Origin of the sequence: Vogesella sp. XCS3 (genome assembly GCF_020616155.1) — a bacterium.
In the GTDB taxonomy this organism is placed as follows: domain Bacteria; phylum Pseudomonadota; class Gammaproteobacteria; order Burkholderiales; family Chromobacteriaceae; genus Vogesella.
Window position 1 is genome coordinate 1,433,949 of sequence record NZ_CP085530.1, and the last position, 21,374, is coordinate 1,455,322.

Below are 21,374 nucleotides of genomic sequence, written 5' to 3' on the forward strand. Positions count from 1 at the left end.
TGCTTGATTTTATTTAGTACTAACTGGAACTATCCTAATCACAACTTACTCGGAGACACAGGTATGCCAGACCAGCCCGGCCAACATCGCTCGATACCTTTGGTACGCGAACTGGTACGTACTTACCAGGCGTTCGAGCAGCTCAGCAGCCAGCGCATCAAGCAACACGGCCTGACACACGCGCAGTTCGATGTCATTGCCACGCTGGGCAACACCCCCGGCATGAGCTGCCGCGAGCTGTCGGAGCGCACGCTGATTACCAAAGGCACGCTGACCGGCGTACTGGACCGGCTGCTGGATAAGGGGCTGATTAGCCGCACCGTGCCAGAGCACGACCGGCGCAGCCTGTTTGTTGCACTGACCCCGGCAGGAGAAGCGGTATTCGATAGCGCCTTTCCTGATGTAGTAAGCCACTGCGGCGAAGCGTTTGCCCACCTGGACGACGCCAGCCTGAACCAACACATCGCCATGCTGGCCGCACTGCGCGCCGCCATTGGCCAGAAACTGGAGCCAGCCGAATGAAGCAAGCCAACCGTTACCACCCCATGCAAATCATGCTGCACAGCCTGATGGCCGTGCTGATGGTCTGTACTTTCGCCTTTGGCAAATACGTGCACAGCCTGCCGCTGTCGCCGGCCAAATTCCAGCTGATCAGCTACCACAAGTGGGCCGGCATGGCCGTGCTGGCCCTGGTCATGGTGCGTATTCTGGTACGCCTGGCCAAGGGCGCACCGGCGCTGCCGGCCAGTATGTCTGCCGCTGCCCGCCTGGTGGCGCACGCCGGCCACCTGCTGCTGTACGTGCTGATGATCGCCATCCCGCTGTCCGGCTGGCTGATGAGCTCTGCCTACGGCATCCCCGTGGTGATGTTCGGCCTGTGGCAAGTACCCGACCTGATTGCGGCCAACCCCGAGCTGGCACCGCAACTGGGGCAGCTGCACGGCGCACTCAATACCTTGCTACTGCTGGCCGTACTGGGCCACGTAGCGGCGGCACTGAAACACCACTTCATCGACAAAGACGGCCTGCTGAGCCGCATGAGCCTGCGCGGCTAACCGCGTGGTACACACAGGAACCCACCCATGAAAAAAGCACTGCTTCTGCCCCTGGCTGCCCTGCTCGCAGCGCCAGCCTTTGCCCAGCCGGTTGACCTGACCAAGAGCCAGCTGGCCTTTACCCTGAAACAGATGGGCGTGCCGATGTCCGGCAGCTTCAAGAAGTTTGCGGCCAACGTGGACTTCAACCCGGCGCAAGCAGAAACCGGCAAAGCCGACATCAGCATCGACGTGGCCAGCATCGCGCTGCCTACCGGTGAAGCCAGCGCCGAAGCACGCAAAAAGGAATGGTTCAACGCCGCCCAGTTCCCGCAAGCGCGCTTCGTGTCTACCAGCATGAAGTCGCTGGGTAACAACCGTTACCAGGTTACCGGCAAGCTGACCCTGAAAGGCATCAGCCGTGACGTTAGCGCGCCGTTTACCGCCACCGCCCAGGGCAAAACCCTGACCGTAGACGGCACGCTGCCGATCTCGCGCCTGGCATTCAAGATCGGTGAAGGCAGCTGGAGCGATACCGGCACCGTGGCCGACAACGTAGACCTGAAATTCCGTCTGGTGCTGGTCAACCCCTGATACCCGGGATCCGCACCAACCGTTTTTGTACTGATAGCCCCACCCTACTCTGGAGAGAGAAAATGATCCGTACCACCCTGTTTGCCGCCCTGTTTGCCACTGCTGGTGCCGCCTTTGCCGCCCCGGTGTCCTACAACATCGACCCTACCCACACCTTCGCCAGCTACGAAGTAAACCACCTGGGTCTGTCGGTACAAGCCGGCACTTTCACCAAGATCAGCGGCAAGCTGACCGTGGATGAAGCCGCCAAAACCGGCGCCGTGGATGTGACTATCGATGCCGCTTCGCTGCAAACCTTCCTGGGCGACCGCGACAAGCACCTGAAGAGCGCCGATTTCTTCAACGTGGAAAAATTCCCTACCCTGACCTACAAGTCCACCGCGGTTGAATTCAAGAACGGCAAGCCGGCTGCTGTCAAAGGCAACCTGACCCTGCTGGGCGTGACCAAGCCAGTGACCCTGAAGCTGGTTAACGTGACCAAGGCCAAGCACCCGATGACCGGTGTGGAAAACTGGGGCGCCAACGCTGTGGCCACCATCAAGCGTAGCGAATTCGGCATGAAAACCTTCCTGCCAGCCATCAGCGATGATGTAAAACTGAACATCGCGCTGGAAGCCGCCAAGGCCGAGTAAGCCGCTGTCACGCACCCTGCCCGCACGGGCAGGGATAGGCAGTAAAAAGCCCTGTTTGCTTTGGCAAACAGGGCTTTTTTATAACAACTGCCGGGGTCAATCCGGCTGGCGCAGTGGCAGCGTCACGGTAAACATGGCGCCATTGCCCTCGCTGCTTTCCACCTCGATACTGCCGTGGTGCATCTGCACCAGCTCTTTCACCAGCGCCAGGCCAATGCCACAGCCTGGTATACCCTGCGCGGTACTGGCGCGGAAAAACCGCGTAAACAGCCGGCCCTGCTCGCTTTCCGGCACACCCACCCCCCAGTCACGCACCGACACCCTTACCGTGTCATTATCCTGGCGCAGGCTCAGCGCCACACGCTGCCAGCGCGGCGAATACTTGATGGCGTTATTGATCAGGTTGGAAAAAATCAGCCGCAGCAGCTCCATATCGCCCTCTACCTGCAAGGCGACCTCAGCCTGGGCATCCAGCTCGATATGGCAATCCGGATAAATAGCCTGGTTCAACTCCACCAGCTCGCTGACCAGCGGTAACAGCCGTACCGGCACGTGCTCTACACGAATCTGATCCGACTCCAGCCGGTTCAGCGTCAGCACGCTGTCTGCCAGCGTTACCATATGTGCCACCATATCGCGCACACGCTGCACCCGCTCGTGCAGCATCTCGCAGGTAAACTGCCCGGGGCTGCGCAAAATGCGCTGGGCAATGCCATCGATCACCGCCAGCGGGGTGCGGTACTCGTGAGACACCATGGAGACAAAACGCCGCTGCATTTCCATCAGCTCGCGTTCGTGCTGCAAGGTGGCTTCCAGCGAGCGCTCACGCTCACGAATATGCGAGATATTCAGCACACTCACCAGAATACTGGGGATACCGCGGTAATCCACCAGGCAGCCGGTGAGGCTGGCGTCAAAACGCTGCTGCTGGCGGTCGCGCAGCACGGTCTGAAAATCCGACACCATGCCCTGTAGCTGCAACAAGTCCAGAAACTGGGTGCGGTCTTCCGGCTTTTCGTACAAACCCACCGAAACGGGCGACAAATCCCCGCTACTGCCCAGCCACATGCCGTACAGCTCTATCGCCAGCCGGTTGGCGTAGCGGATACGCCCGCCTTCCAGCTCGGAAATCACCATGGGCAGCGGCAGGGCATCCAGGATGCTCTGCAGCTCCTCGCTGCGCTCGCGCTGTAGCTGTAGCAGTTTTTCCCGGTCGCCAACATCGTGCTGGCTCACCAGCAGGGCCGGGTCGCCGGTGGCTGGGTCGGCCACTTCTACCAGCTGCATCTGGTGGCGCGTGGTGCTGCCATCGGCCAGGTTGACCTCCACAATGCGGCGTACCGAACGGCTTTCCGATACCGCCGTGCGCAGCTCGCGGGCGATGGCGGCGCAATGCAGGTTGGCCGCAAAGGCATCGTCCGCCTGCGGCAAGTAGGCCTGCGCGGCCGGGTTGCGCAGCAGTACATTGCCGTGCAGGTCGTACAAGGTCACCATCTCGCGCACGTGGCGCAACATTTCTACCGAGCGCGACACCTGGGTTTCGAAATTCAGCTCGCTGGCTTCTACGCGCATGATTTCCGGCACCGCCACGTCCAGCTGGGCACAGTGGCAATGCAGCTGCACCGGCCGGCCACGCGGGTAGATGGTCCAGGTTTCGCGCACGGTTTCTTGCCGCGCAAAGGCTGCCTGGTAGCCTTGCAGGCGCAAGCGCCCGCCTTCGCTACTCATGCTCAGGTCGCGCTGCTGCAGGGCTTCCAGGTCTGGCGCATCCCATAACTTGAGCGCGGCCAGGTTGGCCCACACTATGGTCTGCTGGCTGAAATGGTAAAACCAGATGGCAGTGCTGAGCTGGTTCAATGCCGGCAGAGCCGGCAGCCAGCCCGGAGGAATGGCTGTCATGGTGCCTCCAGCAGGGCAAGAAGTTCGTCCAATGGCATAGGCCTATAGAAATAATAGCCCTGCGCGTAGCGGCAGCCCAGGTTCAGCAAAGCCTCCGCCTGTACGGCGGTTTCCACTCCTTCCGCCACCACGGTGCAGCCCATGGCGCGCGCCAGGCCAATCAGGCCTTCCACAATCTGGGCATCGATTTCCTGCCGGGCAATATCGGTGACAAAGCTGCGGTCTATCTTGATGACCTCGGCACGCAAGCGTTTAAGGTAGGCAAGCGAGGCGTAGCCCATGCCGAAATCGTCTACCGCCAGCTTGGTGCCCATCTCGCGCAAGCGGGCAATGGCCTGCTCTACCTCGGGCGTGAGGTGGGCCATGGAGGTTTCGGTAACTTCGATTTCCAGGTTGGCCGCAATGCCTTGCGCGTCGTCTTTCAGGCAATCATTCAGGTAGGCAGGCACCCCCGCCCCCAGGCTTTGCCCGGACAGGTTGAACGACAGCACGGTATGCGGCGCACGCTGCACCATCTGGCGCACGGCTTGCAGCATGCGGCTGATCACCCAGCGGTCCAGCTCAGCGGCCAGGCCCATGCGCTCGGCAGCGGGCACAAAAAAGCCTGGCGACAAGGCGCCAATGGCGGCACCGGGCCAGCGCAGCAGGGCTTCCGCCCCGACAATCCCCCCGCTGGCAATATCCACCCGCGGCTGGAACACCAGCTCCAGTTCGCCATGGCGTATGGCTTCAGCCAGGTTGCGCTCGGCGTAGCGGGCTGCCTCCAGGGCGTGGTAATCGGCGTTGCCCAGATAGATAAAACGGCGGGCGTTGCCGGCACTCATGAAGTTCAGATGCAGCGCGCACGCCTCCACCAACGCGCTGGCGTCCAGCCGGCGCAGCTCGGGCGATGTCCAGTCCACCTGGATACGCAGCATGCTGAAGGTGTAGTTCACCACCACCCCGCCCACCAGGATTTCATGGCGCTGCATGCTGGCCGGGATATCGCTGTCCTGGGTATCGGCGCGCTCGATCAGCGCCCAGCAGCCATCGGCCCAGCCGTACACCTTGCCGGACTCGGCCAGCTGCGCCAGTTGGGCATGCACCTGGCTGCGTAACAGCTGCTGCTCAGCCGGCGCCAGCCGGATGGACAAGCCAAGAAAACTGTCGATCTTGGTCAGGATCACACTCACCGGCGCTACCACGCGGCGGGCAGCTTCAAGCCGCTCCAGCAGTAACTGGCGGCTAAAGAACTGCCCGTTGGCGTCGGCAAAGGTATCGGAATGCCGGCGGCGCTTGATACGCGACGCCACGGCCGCCAGCAGCAGGTCAAAATCCACCGGTTTGACCAGGTAGTCCACCACGCCCAGCTCGCGCCCGCGTATCTGGTTCTGGCGGTCGCCCAGGGCGGTGAGCATGACAAAGGGCACAGGGTCGTCATCGTTCAGATTCACGGCTTCCAGCAGCTCGAAGCCATTCATGCGCGGCATGGAAATATCGCACACCACCAGGTCCGGGCTGTGCTGGTGCACCATCTCCAGCCCTTCCACCCCATCGCGCGCCTGCAGCACGTGGTAGCCGGCAAAAGCCAGCTCCTCGCAGATCAGCATGCGGATGGTGTTGTCATCCTCTACACACAGTACGGTTCTTTGTTCAGACATGGTCATGCTCCGTCAGCGGCAGGTAGACGGACACGATCAGCCCTTCGCCCTCGGCACTCTCCAGCTGTAGCCGGCCGCCCATTTCATTTACAAAGCGCGCCACCATGGTGAGGCCCAGGCCGCTGCCCACGGCACGGTCGCCGCTACGGCGATAAAACGGCTGCAGCAACTGTGCCAGCTCGTCGGCAGGTAGCGCCGGGCCGCCATCGCTGATCCGTAGCAGCCACTCCTTGCCTTGCAGACTGCTGGCCACACGTAGCTGGCCACCGCCATGGCTGGACGCATTCTGCAGCAGCTCCTGCACCACCAGGCGTAACAGTGGCTCGCGCGCGGCAGGGCTGTCCGGCGCGTCCAGCTGGCGCTGGATATGCTGATCTGTCAGCCCATCGGCAACCAGGCTATCCAGCAAGGCGGGCAGCGATACCGGCAGCAAGGGCGCATGATTGTCCTGTACCGGCAGCAAGGCCAGCAGGCTGCGATCCAGCATGGCTTCCAGGCGCTCGCCTGCCTCGCGGATCAGGCCCAGGCGCACCTTGAGCGTATCGGCATCCGTCGTGCTGCCCCGGCGCTGTAGCGCCTGGGCCACCGAATCTATCTGCGCCAGCGGCGTGCGCACCTCGTGCGACAGTACTTCGATGAAGTGCTGCTGTTGCTGGTTGATTTGCCGCTCGGTAGCCAGGGCTTTTTCCATCTGCTGGCGCGCTTGCTCTTCCACGCTAGCGGCTTTTTCCAGCTGCAAGGCCATCTGGCCAATATGCTGGCCCAGGGCATTCAGCTCCATGATGGGCTGCTCGGCAATGGTAGTGCGGTATTGCCCGGCACCGATCTGCTCTACCGCTTGCTGGAAGCTGGCCAGCGGTGCCACCACGCGCTGGCTCATCTGGCGGGCACGGCGCGCCAGCAAGGCAAAGAAAACCGCATAGAACACCAGCAAGGCGGCCAGCATGAACCAGCCTATGGTCGTCATGCGCTCATGCAGCTTTTGTGCCGCGGCCAGGATAACCGGCTCTTCGGCCACCATCAGCATGGTCCAGTTCGGGCCGGCCACCCGCGACCAGGCCACGACCTCTTGGCGGCCATGGCGCAGCGGCAAGGTGGCAATGCCGGAAGAACCCTTGCCCATCAGTGCGGCCAACTTCTTGCCTTCCGGGTGCAGGTCGATACGGTATTTTTCCGGCTTGAACACGTTCTGGCGGATAGCCTCGGTATAGCTGTGCGCCCCCAGCTCCTGCAGCCCCCAGTCGTGCTCGCCTTGCGGTGGCAGCGCCAGAATCGTGCCGTCCCGCCCGATCAGCATCACGTAGGCGCCCCAGGGCAGGTCCAGCGCCAGCAGCTCATCCACCACGGTTTTCAGGGTAATGTCGATACCCACCACGGCCTGCAGCGTATCGCCCTGCCAGACAGGGGCGATGGACGACACCATCCAGCCCTGGCCTGCCGGGTCCAGATAGGCGTCGGTCCATACCGGTTTGCGCGCGGGGTTATGCTTGCCGTCGGCCTCGTAATAGAAATTGAACGACGGGATATCCATCTTGGCCGGGTACTGCCCCTTCACCTCGAAATAAGGGTAGATGCGGTTGTAGGAATCCTTGGTATTCAGATAAACCTGCGCAATCAGCGGGTTGGCCGCTTTTACGTCTTTCAGTACCGGGTCCAGCTGAGCGCTACGGTCTATGGTTTCCTGCTGCTGCGGGCCCAGCGGCACGATACCGCTGTAGTAGGCTGCAGCACCGCCATTGTCTCGGGTGGTAATCAGCGCCCCGTCTGGCGTGCGCTGGTAGCGCGACTTTTCATCGGCAGCGGGGGTGTAGGGTGTCTGCAGGGCACGCCCGGTCTGGCGGGCAAACAAGCCGGTAATGCCCGACACGGCATTCAGGCGCTCGGACAAGGCCCGCGCCTCGGCTTGCACCTCACGCGGCATGAAGGCCTTGGAAATATCGCCTACCGTGCGGCTGTTATCCTGGTAAATCATCTGGGCGCTAACCCAGTAAATCAGCAAAAACCCGAGCTCGATCACCAGCAAGGGAATCAGTGCCGTACGCAGGAAAGACTGCCAGAACCAGCGGTCCAGCCTGACTTTTTGGCTCATAACCCACCTCGCTTCATGATTTTCAGTTTTAAATAACTGGCAAAATTTTAAACAATAATTACAGTATGCCGCATTTGCCCGGCCAGCACCGCACTGGCACCACGCCGTGTACCATCAGCGCAACTCGCCTGCGGCCAACGCTATGCGGGTGCGCTCCAGCAGCTGCTCTGGCGGCACAGCACCGCCAAAATCCAGGCGCTGGCGCTGGCCATGCACCAGGTAGTCCACACCGTAGCAATCCGCCCCCAGCACGGCCACATGCTTGCCCGGCGGTACCAGCGCCGGTAGCAGACTGGTTTCGGTAGCCAGGTCCAGCAGGTCGCCAGCCTGCCAGGCTTCGGCCTGTATCCAACCCATCTGGCCGAAACCGCCAATAAAGCGCAGCGCACGCAAGGACAGGCGGTAAAAGCTGAAATCGCCCAAGGCCAGGTACTGTTCGAAATCCGGGCAATAGCGCAGCAATCTGGCTTGCAGCGCCGCATCCGGCTGCTGCGGCTGCAGCTCGCCCACCAGCGTCATGCGTGCCTGCTGCAGCACAGCATCGGTGGGTGCCTGCAGCAGCAGGCTGACACGCGGGTCGGCCTGGACATTGCGGCAATGCTCGGCCAGGCTGCTCATCAATAGCCACGGGCTGTGGTCCGGCCCCGGCGCAAAAGGCAGCACCGTGGCAAACGGGTAGCCAGGTACCGCCTGCGAGTGGCTGGCCAGTACAGCCGTGCTGCAACGGTGCAACAGGGAAAAGGCTTGCGATACGGGTATTTTCATGAGGATTACACCATGGTGCCGTTACTACAGCTTAGGGGGGTGGCGCAGCCAGGGCAATAAATAGCCCATTAGAATAACGTGGGAAATAGCACCTGAAACACCATTTCATCCCGAAATTCGATAAATTTTCAGCTAGCCTGCCAAAAGCACTTAACGACGAAGGCATAGCGCGCTAGAGTCATGACACCTTACTGACCACCCCAGCCGCCAGCCCACCGTGTACACCCGCCTGCTCCTTTTGTTACTCAGTGCTCCGGTCTGCGCGGCCACCATCACCGCAGTGACTACCGAGTTTCCGCCCTTTCAGAGCGCACAGCCCCAGCCATGGGGCATTGCGCTGGAAACCGCACGTGAGCTGGCCAGACAAAACGGCGATACACTGGATGTGCGCTTCTTGCCCTGGGCACGGGCCTACCAGATGGCGGAAACCACGCCCGGGCTGATGATCTTCTGCCTGGCACGCACGCCACAGCGTGAAGCGCAGTTTGGCTGGATAGGCGAAATTGCCCCCAACGACGTTACCGTCTGGCGCCTGGCCAGCCGCCGCGAAGTCAGCCCCCGCAACCTGGGCGAGGCCCGGGTATGGCAGCTGGGCGCCACCGCCGGCGACGTGAAAATGCAATACCTGCTACAGCAGGGCTTTGTCCTGGGGCAAAACCTGCAGGAAAGCAGCGACGACCTGAGCAATATCCGCAAACTGTTTGCGCACCGCATCGACCTGCTGCCGTTTTCCAACCAGGTGGTCCTGCGCTACCGCAGCGCCCAGGCCGGCCTGGATAGCCGCATGCTGCACCCTGCTTTTACGCTACCAGGGCTGTCGCAGCCGCTATACCTTGCCTTTAGCCCGGGCACTCCGGCTACACAGCTGGCGCGCTACCAGGCCAGCTTTCACCAGTTGCAGAAACGTGGCTGGGTGCAGCGGCTGACAGCGCGCTATCGCTAGCCGCCAAAGTGAAAAGCTACTTTTCACCACAAGGCACCAAAAAGAAAACAAACTTTCCACCTCGTAAACACAAGCACCCGCCGCATACCAGCAAACCCATAAAAATCAGCCACTTGCCCAAAGCACCTGCCCGCTCAAAGCTGGCACGGCCTTTGTATATGTAACGCCCTCCGTAACACACCGGGAAGGCAAACATGTCAACGCCACACATCGTGGTACTGGGTCTGGGCAATCTGCTGTGGGCCGACGAAGGCTTCGGCGTGCGCTGTGCCGAGGCGCTGTACGCCGGCCATACCCTGCCCGCCAATGTGGAAGTAATCGACGGCGGCACCCAGGGCCTGCTGCTGCTGCCCTATGTGGAAGCGGCCGACCATCTGCTGATCCTGGATGCCATCGACTTCGGCCTGCCACCGGCCACGCTGCGCGTCTTCCACAACGACGCGGTACCCGCCTACCTCACTGCCAAGAAAATGAGCCTGCACCAAACCGGCTTTTCCGAGGTACTGGCGCTGGCCGAGCTCAAGGGCGCGATGCCCACGGCCATCACGCTGATCGGCGTGCAGCCAGCCGAGCTGGAAGACTACGGCGGCAGCCTGTCGCCGGCGGTACGCGCCCGGCTGCCCGAGGCACTGGCCATTGCCGTGCAAACCTTGGCGGCATGGGGCGTGCAGGTACAGCCCGCCAGCGGTGACGGTGCGCGCCTGAACGACGCCAGCCTGGACATGACGCGCTACGAAAGCGAACGCCCCAGCGCCGACAGCGCCTGCCGCGTGGGCGATGCGCGCGTGCTGTTTGACGGGGAGCCCGGCTGATGTGCATGGGCACCCCGATGCAAGTCGTTACCCCCGGCTGGTTCAGCGCCCGCTGCCGCGACCGTGACGGCAGCTTGGTGGACATCGACACCCGTCTGCTGGGTGATGTCAGCGCCGGCCAGTGGCTACTGGTGTTCACCGGCGCCGCGCGCGAACTGCTGGACGAGCAGCGCGCCGCCGACATTCTGGCCGCCATCACCGCGCTGGAAGCCGCGCTGACCGGCCACTACCAGCCCGAGCAGCACTTTGCCGACCTGTACCACCGCGAGCCGCAGCTGCCGCCGCACCTGCAGGCGCTGCTGACACCCGATACCCCATCAAGCTGACAAAGCAAGGCCACCCACCATGCAATCGTATATCCCCACTTTCGACAGCGTTGCCACACGCTTGGCCGCACTGGGCTACAGCCAGACCGACGCGGCCAACCTTGACACCCTGGCCACCGCACACCCGCAACTGGTACTGATGCTGAACGCCGACCCGCACCAGCACCCCGAGGTGGCCGACAACGCCATCATCGTGCCCGAGGTGCTCAAAAGCCTGCCCGGCGCCACACCGCACGTGTGCTGGGCCGACCCAGCCGCCAGCCGCACGCTTGCCAGCCGCTTTGGCGTGCTGAAGTACCCGGCGCTGGTATTCCTGCGCGGCGGCCAGTACACCGGCGTCATCGTCGGCCTGATGGACTGGCCGGACGTGGTACACCGCTTTGCCGAACTGTTGGCCGCACCGGTGCGCCGCCCGCCCTCGGTAGGCATTCCTGTGACCAGCCCCACCAGCGGAGCCTGCCAATGAGCACCTTTACCCTGCCCAAAGCCTTCCCCATTCCGGTAGTGGGCATCGGCCCCGGCTCGCAGCCGGCCGACCCCGACCTGAACTACATGCCGCTGCCGCGCGAGCTGGACGGCTTTGACATGCCCTACCTGCCCACCGCCGAAGAAACCGCCCACCTGGGCGACGCCAAGGCGCTGGTGGCCGAACTGATCCGCCGCATGCAGGCGTGGGATGGCACGAGCGAGCCCTACCCGTCGCTGCTGCTGAACGGCCTGGACCGCGACGGCCGCACGCTAGTCAGCCAGCTGCTGGGCGAAGGCGAAGTCAGCGCCCGCGTGCGCTGCCTCAACGGCCACGAGCTGCTGATCCAGGAATCGGTGTTCGCTGGCGTGTGGCGCGTGCTGGAGCTGGACGCCGACGGCCAGCCGCTGGCCGACCGCATCGAAGCCTGTGCCATCCCCGCTGCCGTGTGGCAGCAAGCCCGCGCCTTCGGCCGCCGCGAACTCACGCCGTTCGACCCGGCCGGCGTGGCGCTGATGAACGCGCCGGCGGTGCTGGCGGAAATCGCCGAACGCGCCGCCGCCTACCAGGACGGCGACGAAGACCACGTCATCAACTTCAGCCTGCTGCCGATGACGCCGGAAGACATGGCCTATATCGACGCCAACCTAGGCGGCGGCAACAGCGGTGTGTTCTCGCGCGGCTACGGCAAGTGCCGGGTGATGGCCACCGGCCTGCAAAACGTGTGGCGGGTGCAGTACTTCAACGGCATGAACGCCATCCTGCTGGACACGCTGGAAATCACCCGCATGCCAGAGGTGGCACTGGCCGCCGCCGACGACCTGGCCGACGCCATCGACCGGCTGCAGGAGGCACTGGACTGGCTCACCGGGGAGCAAGTGGCATGAACACTTTTGAAGGCAGCTATCTGGGCAAACCCGGCGAGCTGGCCGACGACGCGCGGCTGGAGTGCAAGATTTGCTGGTGGGTATACGACCCGGCGCAAGGCGACAGCGTTTGGCAGATACCGCCAGGCACGCCGTTTGCCGCGCTGCCCGCGCACTGGCGCTGCCCGGTATGCGACGGCGCGCACGAACAGTTCATGGTGCTGCCATGAACGCGCGCCACAGCAGCACCGGCTGGCTGCAGCACCCGGGCGCCGCGCTGGAGCAGGCCTACCGCCACATTCAGCACACGCGCATGCAGGGCATCCCCATCCTGAACCCGGCCATCAGCGTGGAAAGCGTGGGCTTTCGCCGCTACCAGGGCTGGTGGGCCGGCGTGCTGATTACGCCGTGGTTCATCAACCTGATGCTGCTGCCGGCCGACGCGCCGCTGCCGGATGGCCCGGCCGGCGAAGAGCGGCTGGTGGCGCTGCCGGAAGGCATCATGCCGTTTCTGCCAGGCAGCGAGGACAGCATCGGCCCCTACCTGATGTGCTCGCTATTTTCGCCGCTGCCGCAGTTTGCCGACCAGCAATCCGCGCGCGACACCGCTGCCGAGGTACTGCGCCTGCTGTTCGAGATTCCGGCGCCAGCAGCGGCCACGCCGGCCGGGCCGGACCTGAGCCGCCGCCGCCTGTTCGGGCTGGGCAGCGCATGAACGGCATCACCTTGCAGCGCCAGCACGGCCAGGTGAGCGTGCACTGGCCCAGGTTGGCCGCAGAGCAACTGTTTATCGGCCGCACACCCGCCGACGCCATCGCGCTGGTACCGCAATTGTTTTCGCTGTGCGGCCACGCCCAACAGCTGGCCGCCACCCTGGCGCTGGCCGCCGCCAGCGGCCAGCCAGTACAGGCCGATCAGCAGACCCTGGCCAAGGTACGACTGGAGGCCATCCGCGAAACCCTGCGCCGCTGGCTGCTGGACTGGGCGCCGGCCTGCGGCCAACCCTGCGAGCCCAGCGCCATTGCCGTACTGGCACGCGCCAGCACGCTACAAGACTACCGCCAGCTGGCCGCGTACAGCATTTTCGGTACCGACCCGGCCATCTGGTGCCAGTACGGCCTGCACGGCTGGCAGCAATGGGCAGCCGGTAGCGATAACGCCGCCGCCCGCGCCTTGCAGTCACTGCTGAATGCGCCAACAGAAGCCGTACCGGCACTACGCACGCTGGACCGCACCGCCGCGCTGGCCGCCGACCCGCACTGGCTGGCCGGCCCCTGCCCGGCCTGGCACGGCCAGGCGGTAGAAACCGGCGCGCTGGCACGCTACCAGCCGCTGCTGCAACCCTGGCTGGACACCGGCCACGTTAGCGCCGCGCGCCTGCTGGCGCGCTGGCTGGCGCTGGCCGCCTGGCTGGGCGAGGCCGAACCGGGCGGCGACAGCTGCACACTGGCCGGTAGCGGCCTGGCGCTGGTGGATACCGCACGCGGCCCGCTGCTGCACCTGGCCACGCTGGGTAGCGACGGCCACATCAGCCATTACCGCGTGCTGCCGCCCACGCTATGGCACAGCCACCCGCAAGGCTGCATGGCGCAGGCCGCGGCCAACGGTACGGCCGCACAGGTACAGCGCAGGCTGTTGCTGATCGACCCCTGCGTAAGCTTTACACTTGCCGGTATCGATAACGAGGAATCGCCCCATGCATGAAATGTCGCTGGCCGAAGGCATCGTGCAGCTGCTGGAAGAGCACGCACACACGCAGCAATTCCGCCGCGTCAAACAAATCTGGCTACAGGTAGGCGAGCTGGCCGGCGTAGAGCCGGAGGCGCTGACCTTTTGCCTGGACGTGGTGCTGCGCGGCAGCCTGGCCGAGGACGCACAGGTGCACCTGCTGCGCGAGCCCGGCCGTGGCTGGTGCCTGGCCTGCAGCCAGGAAGTAGCCATCCACGCGCGCTTTGACGCCTGCCCCAGCTGCGGCCGCCACCAGGTGCAGGTCACCGGCGGCGAGGAACTGCGCGTAGCCGAGCTGGAGGTGGAGTAGCGCCTGCCCGCGCCCCTTACCACCCGCACAAAGAAAAGCACAACACCGAACAGAACAAGAAAGGACCCCACCCATGTGTACCGTCTGTGGCTGCGCCGAAGGCAATGTCAGCATCGAGGGCCAGAAACCGGCCGTGAAATACCCGTACCGCCCGCGCCGCGCCGGCGGCCACGCGCATGGCCATCACCACCACCATGACCACGATCACGCTCATGATCACCCGCACCATCACGACCACGCGCCAGCACAGCCGGTAGCGCAGGCAAGCAACGCCGCAGACAGCACACCGGTAACGCTGGCCGACGGCAGCCACCACTACGGCCACGGCCCGGCGCACGCGCACGCACCGGGGCTAAGCCAGGCGCGCATGGTGAAGATCGAGCAGGACATCCTGGGCAAGAACAAGCAGTACGCCACGGCCAACCGCCGCCGCCTGGCCGAGCGCGGCATTTTTGCGCTGAACCTGGTATCCAGCCCCGGTTCTGGCAAAACCACACTGCTGACCGAGACGGTACAAAGGTTGGCCGCCTCCACGCCACTGGCAGTGATCGAGGGCGACCAGCAAACCGCGCACGACGCCGAGCGCATCCGCGCCGCCGGCGCGCCGGCCATCCAGATCAACACCGGCAAGGGCTGCCACCTGGACGCGCACATGGTGGGCCAGGCGCTGGACGCGCTGGCGCTGCAGGACGACAGCCTGCTGCTGATCGAAAACGTCGGCAACCTGGTGTGCCCGGCGGCGTTCGACCTGGGCGAGGCGCACAAGGTGGCCATCCTGTCGGTGACCGAAGGCGAGGACAAACCGCTGAAGTACCCGGACATGTTCGCCGCCGCCAGCCTGATGGTACTCACCAAAACCGACCTGCTGCCGCACCTGGATTTCAACGTCGATGCCTGCATCGCCTACGCCCGCCGCGTTAACCCCGCCATCGAGGTGCTGCAGCTCAGCGCCCGCAGCGGCGACGGCATGGACGCCTGGCTACAGTGGCTGGCCTACGGGCTGATCGAAGCGCGCGCCCAGCGTGCCGAGCGGGAAGCACAGCTGGCGCAGTTGGCCGCACTCAAAGCCCAGGTCGCCGCGCTGGAAGCGCAGCTGGCGCAGGGCTAGCGCATGACGCTGCAACGCCGTTGCCTCTCCGCCCGTGGCCGCGTACAAGGCGTGGGCTTTCGCCCGCACGTGTGGCGCGTCGCCCAGGCGCTGGGCCTGGCCGGCCACGTGGCCAACCACGCCAACGGGGTGGTGATCGAGGTGGAAGGCCCGCCGGCGCAGCTGGACGCCTTTGCCATACAGCTGCTGGCCAGCCTGCCGCCGCAGGCGCAGGTGGATAGTCTCACCAGCCACGCGCTACCGCCGCAAGGCGGGCGCGACTTCAGCATTGCCGTCAGCAGCGGCAACACCGCACAGGTGCGGCTACCGGCCGATAGCGCGCCGTGCGACGCCTGCCTGGCCGAACTGTGCCAGCCCGCTGGCCGGCACTGGCGCCACGCCTTCATCAACTGTACCCAGTGCGGCCCGCGCTATAGCGTGACCCGCGCCCTGCCCTACGACCGCAGCGCCACCACGCTGGCCGGCTTTGCACTATGCCCCGACTGCGACGCCGACTACCAGCAGCCGGCCAGCCGCCGCTTTCACGCCGAACCCACCTGCTGCCCGGCCTGCGGCCCCCAGCTGCACTACCTGGGCGCGGATGGCGCGCCGCAAGCTGGCGACCCGCTGGCGCTAGCGCTGGCCACGCTGCAAGGTGGCGGCATCGTAGCGATTAAAAGCAGCGGCGGCTTTCACCTGGCTTGCGACGCGCGCAACGCGGCCGCCATCGACCGGCTGCGCCAGCGCAAGCACCGCCCGGCCAAGCCCTTGGCACTGATGGCGGCCAACCTGGCCAGCCTGCAGGGCGTGGTGCAGCTGGATACCGCCGCTGCCACGCTGCTGGCCAGCCCGGCACGCCCCATCGTGCTGCTGCCACGCGGCAGCGTGCCCCTGCCGGACGCGCTGGCGCCGGGCCTGGCCGAGCTGGGCGTGCTGCTGCCGCCCACGCCACTGCACCTGCTGCTGTGGCACGAAGCCGCCGGCCGCCCGGCCGGCACCGGCTGGCTGGATGATGCCCAAGCCATGCTGCTGGTGATGACCAGCGGCAACGCCAGCGGCGCACCGGTGGCCATCGATAACGACGAAGCGCTCACCGCGCTGGCCGGCATTGCCGACGGCTTTCTGCTGCACGACCGCGCCATCCACGCCCGCAGCGACGACAGCGTGCTGCGCGTCGATGCGCTGGGCCACGCCACGCTGCGCCGCAGCCGGGGCTACGTGCCGGACGTGCTACCGCTGGCTGCCGACGGCGCCACCGTGCTGGCCACCGGCAGCTACCTGAAAAACGCGCCGGCGCTGCTGTACGGCAACGCGGCGCTGCCTGGCGCCCACGTGGGCGACCTGGCGCACCCGGCCGCCTGCGTGGCGCTGGAGGATGCCATCGCCGCGTTGCAGCTGCACGCTGGCTACGCGCCACAGGCCATCGCCTGCGACAACGGCGAGCACTTTGCCAGCCAGCTGGCGGCACAGTTGGCCACTGCGGCCAACATCCCGCTGCTACGCATTAGCCACCACCACGCCCACATCGGCGCCGTGTGCGCCGAACACCAGCTGCACGGCCCGGTGCTGGGGCTGGCGCTGGACGGCCACGGCGTCGGCGACGACGGCGGCGCCTGGGGCGGCGAGCTGCTACGGGTAGACGGCGCGCACAGCCAGCGCATCGGCCATCTGGCGCCGCTGGCGCTGCCCGGCGGCGACACCGCCGCGCGCGAACCGTGGCGCGTGGCCGCCGCCTGGTTGCTGCAACACGGCCATGCAGACGAAGCAGAACGCCGCTTTGGCCACCAGCCAGCGTGGCCGCTGCTACAGCAACAACTGGCACGCGGCATCAACACCCCGTACAGCAGCAGCATGGGCCGCTATTTCGACCTGGTGGCCGCGCTGGCTGGCGTGTGCCTGCAGCAAGGCTACGAAGGCGAAGCGCCGCAACGGCTGCAAGCGCTGGTGCAGCCCTGCGCGCCGCTGGCCGAGGCCTGGCATATCGATGCGGCCAACGTGTTGCAGCTGGCGCCGCTGCTACGGCAGCTGCTGGCCCAGCCCGACGCCGCCACCATCGCCAGCCGGTGGCACGCCACGCTGGCGGCGGCGCTGACCAGCTGGGTGCTGGCTGCCGCGCAACACCACCACCTCAGCACGGTGGCACTGGGCGGCGGCTGTTTTGCCAACCGCACCTTGCTGGCCGCGCTGCTACCGCGATTACAACAGGCCGGACTGGCCGTGTACCACCCGCAGGCCTTGCCGGCCGGCGACGGCGGTCTGGCCGTGGGCCAGGCCTGGGTAGCACGGCAGATACTGGCCAACAAGGAGACTGACCCATGTGCCTGGCCATGCCGGTGAAAGTGACAGAGCTACTGGCGGGCGACAACGCCCGTGTCGAGGTGGACGGCGTGATGCGCGACGTGTCCATCGCCCTGGTGCCGGGCGTGCAGCCTGGCGATTACGTGATCCTGCACGTGGGTTACGCCATCGGCCGGCTGGACGCCGCCGAAGCCGAAAAAACGCTGGCGCTGATGCACGAGCTGGCCGCCTTGCCGCAGGGGGAGCAGCCATGAAATACGTAGACGAATTCCGCCGTGGCGACGTGGCGCACGGCCTGGCCGCCCGCATTGCCGAGGCGGTACAGCCCGGCCGTAGCTACCGCCTGATGGAGTTTTGCGGCGGCCACACCCACGCCATTGCCCGCTACGGCCTCACCGGCCTGCTGCCGGCGGCGGTGCAGCTGATCCACGGCCCCGGCTGCCCGGTGTGCGTGCTGCCGATCGGCCGCATCGATTCCGCCATCGAGCTGGCGCTGCAGCACGGCGCCATCGTCTGTAGCTACGGCGACTGCCTGCGGGTACCGGCCAGCAACAAGCTCAGCCTGTACAAGGCACGGGCGCTGGGCGGCGACGTGCGCATGGTGTACTCCACCGCCGACGCGCTGCAGATCGCGCGCGACAACCCGGCGCGGCAGGTGGTGTTCTTTGCCATCGGTTTTGAAACCACCACCCCGCCCACGGCGCTGGCGCTGAAAGCCGCCCGCGCCGAAGGGCTGCGCAACTTCAGCGTGTTCTGCAACCACGTGCTGACCCCGCCTGCCATGCAGCACCTGCTGGCCGCCGGCGACGCGGTGCAGCTGGACGGTTTCATCGGCCCCTCGCACGTCAGCACCGTGATCGGCAGCGCGCCGTACCAGGCGGTGGCCGATGCCTACGCCAAGCCGGTGGTGATTGCCGGTTTCGAGCCGCTGGATGTGCTGCAATCGGTGCTGATGCTGGTCGAGCGCATCAACCGTGGCGAGGCAGGCGTGGCCACCCAGTTCACCCGCGCCGTCACCACCGACGGCAACGCCACCGCGCGCGCCGTGGTGGCCGAGACGCTGGTGCTGCGGCCAACCTTCGAGTGGCGCGGCCTGGGCCAGGTGCCGCAGTCGGCGCTGGCCATCCACCCCGACTACGCCGACTTCGACGCCGAGCTGCGCTTCGGCCTGCCCTACCGCCACGTGCCGGACCACCGCGCCTGCGAGTGCGCCGCCATCCTGCGCGGGCAAAAGCAGCCGCAGGACTGCAAGGTGTTCGGCATTGTCTGTACCCCCGACAACCCGCTGGGTTCGTGCATGGTGTCCAGCGAAGGCGCCTGCGCCGCCCACTACCACTACGGCCGCTTTAGCGCGCCGCAGGAGCAACCGGCATGAGCCACTACCCCCGCAAGCTGGACATCACCCACGGCCGCATCGACATGACCCACGGCAGCGGCGGCCGCGCCATGGCGCAGCTGGTAGACGAGCTGTTCGCCCCGGCCTTTCGCAACGACTACCTGGCGCAGGGTAACGACCAGGCCATCCTGCCGCCCCCCGGCGGCCGCCTGGCCATCGCCACCGACAGCCACGTGATCTCGCCGCTGTTCTTCCCCGGCGGCGACATCGGCAGCCTCTCGGTGCACGGCACAGTGAACGACCTGGCCATGGGCGGCGCCACGCCGCTGTACCTGAGCGCCGGCTTCATTCTGGAAGAAGGCCTGCCGCTGGCCGACCTGCAGCGCATCGTGCACAGCATGGCCGCCGCCGCCCGCGACGCCGGCGTGCGCATTGTGACCGGCGACACCAAGGTGGTAGAGCGCGGCCACGGCGACGGCGTGTACATCAGCACCACCGGTATTGGCGTGGTGGCCGACGGCGTGCAGCTGTGCGGCAGCCAGGCACGGCCGGGCGATGCGATTCTGGTATCCGGCACGCTGGGCGAGCACGGCATGGCGGTGATGAGCCAGCGCGAAAACCTGGGCTTTGCCAGCCCCATCGTGTCCGACAGCGCCGCGCTGCACACGCTGGCGGCGGCGCTGATGGCGGCCAGCCCCGGCCTGCGCCTGATGCGCGACCCCACCCGTGGCGGCCTGGCCACCACGCTGAACGAGATCGCGCGCCAGTCCGGCGTGGGCATGCAGCTGCAGGAAGACGCCATTCCTCTGCAGCCGGCGGTGCGCGCCGCCTGCGAATTCCTGGGCCTGGACCCGCTGTACGTGGCCAACGAGGGCAAGCTGATTGCTGTCTGCCCCGCCGCCGAAGCCGACGCCGCGCTGGCCGCGCTGCGGGCGCACCCGCTGGGCCGCCATGCGGCCAACATCGGCCAGGTGGTGGCCGACCCGCACCACTTCGTGCGCGTGCGCACGCCGTTTGGCGGCGAGCGCCTGCTGGACTGGCTGACCGGCGAGATGCTGCCGCGCATTTGCTAAGCCCCGTTACAATACGCCCATGCCCCTGAAAGACACGCCATGAGCCCCCAAGCTACCGTTTTGCTGGTGGACGATGAAATCCGCTCGCTGGAAGCGCTGCAGCGCACGCTGGAAGACGACTTCACGCTGTTTACCGCCAGCAGTGCCGACGAGGCGCTGGCCATCCTGGAAAGCGAATTCATCCAGGTGATCGTCACCGACCAGCGCATGCCGGACATGACCGGTGTGGCGCTGCTGCGCCGCGTGCGCGAGCGCCACCCGCAGGTGGTGCGCATCATCCTGTCCGGCTACACCGACAACGCCGACATCATTGCCGCCGTCAACGAAGCCGGCATCTACCAGTACCTGCTCAAGCCCTGGCACCCGGAAAGCCTGCTGCTCACCGTACAGGGCGCCGCCGAGCTGTTCCGCCTGCAGCAGGACAACGAACTGTTGAACGTGGAGCTGAAAACTTCGGCGCCGTGGCTGCAAGGCCGGGTGGACGGCAAGCGCCGCGAGCTGAAGGCCCGTAACGCGATGGCCAACATCACCCGCGCCGCCGGCAGCCCGCTAGACAAAGTGTGCGAGCTGCTGGAACGCGTGGCCGGCTTCGACATTGCGGTGCTGATCGAGGGTGAATCCGGCGTGGGCAAAGAGCTGCTGGCGCGGGCGCTGCACTACGCCAGCCACCGCCGCGACCGCCCCTTCGTGGTGGAAAACTGCGCCGCCATGCCGGAGCAGCTGCTGGAAAGCGAGCTGTTCGGCCACAAGCGGGGCGCCTTTACCGGCGCCTATCAAGACCACATAGGCCTGTTCCAGCAGGCCGACGGCGGCACCATCTTTCTGGATGAAATCGGCGAAACCTCGCCCGCCTTCCAGGCCAAGCTGCTGCGCGTGCTGCAGGAAGGCGAGATCCGCCCGGTGGGCAGCCCGCGCCCGCTGAAGGTGGACGTGCGCGTGGTATCGGCCACCAACCGCAAGCTGGCCGAGCTGGTGCGCGAGGGGCGCTTTCGCGAAGACCTGTACTACCGGCTGTCGGCGTTTGCCGTCACCGTGCCGCCGCTGCGCGAGCGGCCGGCCGATATTCCGCTGATTGCCGAAAAGCTGCTGGACGACGCCCGCCGCCACTACCAGCGCCCCGGCCTGACGCTGCTGGCCGACGCGCAGGACGCGCTGCGGCTGTACCGCTGGCCAGGCAATGTGCGCCAGCTGCGCAACGAGCTGAACCGCATGCTGGTGCTGGCCGACGGCGACGCGCTGGGCGCCGAGCTGCTGTCGCCCGAAGTGCTGCAGGCCGCTGCCGAAGAACAGGTGGCCGAGCTGGCGTTCCTCGCCGGCATCGAGGGCGACCTCAAAACGCGGCTGGAGGCGCTGGAAAAGCGCATCCTCAAGGAAACCCTTACCCGCCAGCGCTGGAACAAGACCCGCGCCGCCGAAGAACTGGGCCTGTCGCGGGTAGGCCTGCGCAGCAAGCTGACGCGCTACGGGCTGGAATGA

At 65.8% G+C, this 21,374-nt stretch carries 23 protein-coding genes; 19 read left to right on the forward strand and 4 right to left on the reverse strand.

What is annotated here, in order from left to right; genetic code table 11:
- Positions 1-63: 63 nt before the first annotated feature.
- The 4 genes from LCH97_RS06785 to LCH97_RS06800 all read left to right on the forward strand — a co-directional run bounded on the left by LCH97_RS06785 (position 64) and on the right by LCH97_RS06800 (position 2,260).
- A complete protein-coding gene (locus LCH97_RS06785; protein WP_017508568.1) occupies positions 64-522 on the forward strand; it encodes a MarR family winged helix-turn-helix transcriptional regulator in 459 nt (152 codons plus the stop codon).
- Positions 519-1,055, forward strand: a complete 537-nt coding sequence (locus LCH97_RS06790) for a cytochrome b (RefSeq protein ID WP_227304294.1) — start codon at positions 519-521, stop codon at positions 1,053-1,055. The genes LCH97_RS06785 and LCH97_RS06790 overlap by 4 nt, the downstream gene beginning before the upstream one ends.
- A gap of 27 nt (positions 1,056-1,082) precedes the next feature.
- Positions 1,083-1,628: a YceI family protein gene (locus tag LCH97_RS06795; RefSeq protein WP_227304296.1), complete on the forward strand. Its 546-nt coding sequence runs from the start codon at positions 1,083-1,085 to the stop codon at positions 1,626-1,628.
- A gap of 62 nt (positions 1,629-1,690) precedes the next feature.
- Positions 1,691-2,260 (forward strand): YceI family protein, encoded by a 570-nt coding sequence (locus tag LCH97_RS06800; RefSeq protein ID WP_227304298.1) that lies wholly within the window; start codon positions 1,691-1,693, stop codon positions 2,258-2,260.
- Between the two features lie 96 nt (positions 2,261-2,356).
- Here LCH97_RS06800 and LCH97_RS06805 read toward each other — a convergent pair whose 3' ends face one another.
- The 4 genes from LCH97_RS06805 to LCH97_RS06820 all read right to left on the reverse strand — a co-directional run bounded on the left by LCH97_RS06805 (position 2,357) and on the right by LCH97_RS06820 (position 8,653).
- The gene (locus tag LCH97_RS06805; protein WP_227304300.1) at positions 2,357-4,159 is read right to left on the reverse strand and encodes a HAMP domain-containing sensor histidine kinase; all 1,803 of its coding nucleotides are present in this window, start codon (positions 4,157-4,159) and stop codon (positions 2,357-2,359) included.
- On the reverse strand, positions 4,156-5,799 hold the full coding sequence (locus LCH97_RS06810) for an EAL domain-containing protein (protein WP_227304302.1): 1,644 nt from the start codon (positions 5,797-5,799) through the stop codon (positions 4,156-4,158). Before LCH97_RS06810 ends, LCH97_RS06805 begins: the two co-directional genes overlap by 4 nt.
- Positions 5,792-7,888 (reverse strand): sensor histidine kinase, encoded by a 2,097-nt coding sequence (locus LCH97_RS06815; protein WP_227304304.1) that lies wholly within the window; start codon positions 7,886-7,888, stop codon positions 5,792-5,794. Before LCH97_RS06815 ends, LCH97_RS06810 begins: the two co-directional genes overlap by 8 nt.
- Before the next feature lie 114 nt (positions 7,889-8,002).
- Positions 8,003-8,653, reverse strand: coding sequence for a HugZ family protein (locus LCH97_RS06820; RefSeq protein WP_227304306.1), 651 nt, complete (start codon positions 8,651-8,653; stop codon positions 8,003-8,005).
- 217 nt (positions 8,654-8,870) lie between these two features.
- Here LCH97_RS06820 and LCH97_RS06825 point away from each other — a divergent pair, with 217 nt between their 5' ends.
- The 15 genes from LCH97_RS06825 to LCH97_RS06895 all read left to right on the forward strand — a co-directional run bounded on the left by LCH97_RS06825 (position 8,871) and on the right by LCH97_RS06895 (position 21,374).
- Complete coding sequence (locus LCH97_RS06825) at positions 8,871-9,596, forward strand: ABC transporter substrate-binding protein (protein ID WP_227304307.1); 726 nt, start codon at positions 8,871-8,873, stop codon at positions 9,594-9,596.
- Positions 9,597-9,790: 194 nt separating this feature from the next.
- Complete coding sequence (gene hybD, locus LCH97_RS06830; RefSeq protein ID WP_227304308.1) at positions 9,791-10,408, forward strand: HyaD/HybD family hydrogenase maturation endopeptidase; 618 nt, start codon at positions 9,791-9,793, stop codon at positions 10,406-10,408.
- Between the two features lie 17 nt (positions 10,409-10,425).
- Positions 10,426-10,734 (forward strand): HypC/HybG/HupF family hydrogenase formation chaperone, encoded by a 309-nt coding sequence (locus tag LCH97_RS06835; protein ID WP_255619300.1) that lies wholly within the window; start codon positions 10,426-10,428, stop codon positions 10,732-10,734.
- 19 nt (positions 10,735-10,753) lie between these two features.
- Complete coding sequence (locus tag LCH97_RS06840) at positions 10,754-11,200, forward strand: hypothetical protein (protein ID WP_227304310.1); 447 nt, start codon at positions 10,754-10,756, stop codon at positions 11,198-11,200.
- Entirely contained in the window at positions 11,197-12,087 is an 891-nt protein-coding gene (locus LCH97_RS06845) for a hydrogenase expression/formation protein (RefSeq protein ID WP_227304311.1), read from the forward strand. Before LCH97_RS06840 ends, LCH97_RS06845 begins: the two co-directional genes overlap by 4 nt.
- A complete protein-coding gene (locus LCH97_RS06850; protein ID WP_017508555.1) occupies positions 12,084-12,296 on the forward strand; it encodes a rubredoxin in 213 nt (70 codons plus the stop codon). Before LCH97_RS06845 ends, LCH97_RS06850 begins: the two co-directional genes overlap by 4 nt.
- Positions 12,293-12,781 carry a [NiFe]-hydrogenase assembly chaperone HybE gene (gene hybE, locus LCH97_RS06855; protein ID WP_227304312.1) on the forward strand — a complete coding sequence of 163 codons (489 nt, stop codon included), beginning with the start codon at positions 12,293-12,295 and terminating at the stop codon, positions 12,779-12,781. The genes LCH97_RS06850 and hybE overlap by 4 nt, the downstream gene beginning before the upstream one ends.
- Positions 12,778-13,770 (forward strand): hypothetical protein, encoded by a 993-nt coding sequence (locus LCH97_RS06860; RefSeq protein ID WP_227304313.1) that lies wholly within the window; start codon positions 12,778-12,780, stop codon positions 13,768-13,770. The genes hybE and LCH97_RS06860 overlap by 4 nt, the downstream gene beginning before the upstream one ends.
- Positions 13,763-14,104, forward strand: a complete 342-nt coding sequence (hypA, locus tag LCH97_RS06865) for a hydrogenase maturation nickel metallochaperone HypA (protein WP_227304315.1) — start codon at positions 13,763-13,765, stop codon at positions 14,102-14,104. The genes LCH97_RS06860 and hypA overlap by 8 nt, the downstream gene beginning before the upstream one ends.
- A 73-nt stretch (positions 14,105-14,177) precedes the next feature.
- Positions 14,178-15,212: a hydrogenase nickel incorporation protein HypB gene (hypB, locus tag LCH97_RS06870; protein WP_255619302.1), complete on the forward strand. Its 1,035-nt coding sequence runs from the start codon at positions 14,178-14,180 to the stop codon at positions 15,210-15,212.
- Between the two features lie 3 nt (positions 15,213-15,215).
- Entirely contained in the window at positions 15,216-17,528 is a 2,313-nt protein-coding gene (gene hypF / locus LCH97_RS06875; protein WP_227304317.1) for a carbamoyltransferase HypF, read from the forward strand.
- Positions 17,507-17,743: a HypC/HybG/HupF family hydrogenase formation chaperone gene (locus tag LCH97_RS06880; RefSeq protein ID WP_147683734.1), complete on the forward strand. Its 237-nt coding sequence runs from the start codon at positions 17,507-17,509 to the stop codon at positions 17,741-17,743. Before hypF ends, LCH97_RS06880 begins: the two co-directional genes overlap by 22 nt.
- On the forward strand, positions 17,740-18,864 hold the full coding sequence (gene hypD / locus LCH97_RS06885; protein ID WP_227304319.1) for a hydrogenase formation protein HypD: 1,125 nt from the start codon (positions 17,740-17,742) through the stop codon (positions 18,862-18,864). The genes LCH97_RS06880 and hypD overlap by 4 nt, the downstream gene beginning before the upstream one ends.
- Positions 18,861-19,898 carry a hydrogenase expression/formation protein HypE gene (gene hypE, locus LCH97_RS06890; protein WP_227304323.1) on the forward strand — a complete coding sequence of 346 codons (1,038 nt, stop codon included), beginning with the start codon at positions 18,861-18,863 and terminating at the stop codon, positions 19,896-19,898. Before hypD ends, hypE begins: the two co-directional genes overlap by 4 nt.
- A 39-nt stretch (positions 19,899-19,937) precedes the next feature.
- Positions 19,938-21,374, forward strand: a complete 1,437-nt coding sequence (locus tag LCH97_RS06895; RefSeq protein WP_227304326.1) for a sigma-54 dependent transcriptional regulator — start codon at positions 19,938-19,940, stop codon at positions 21,372-21,374.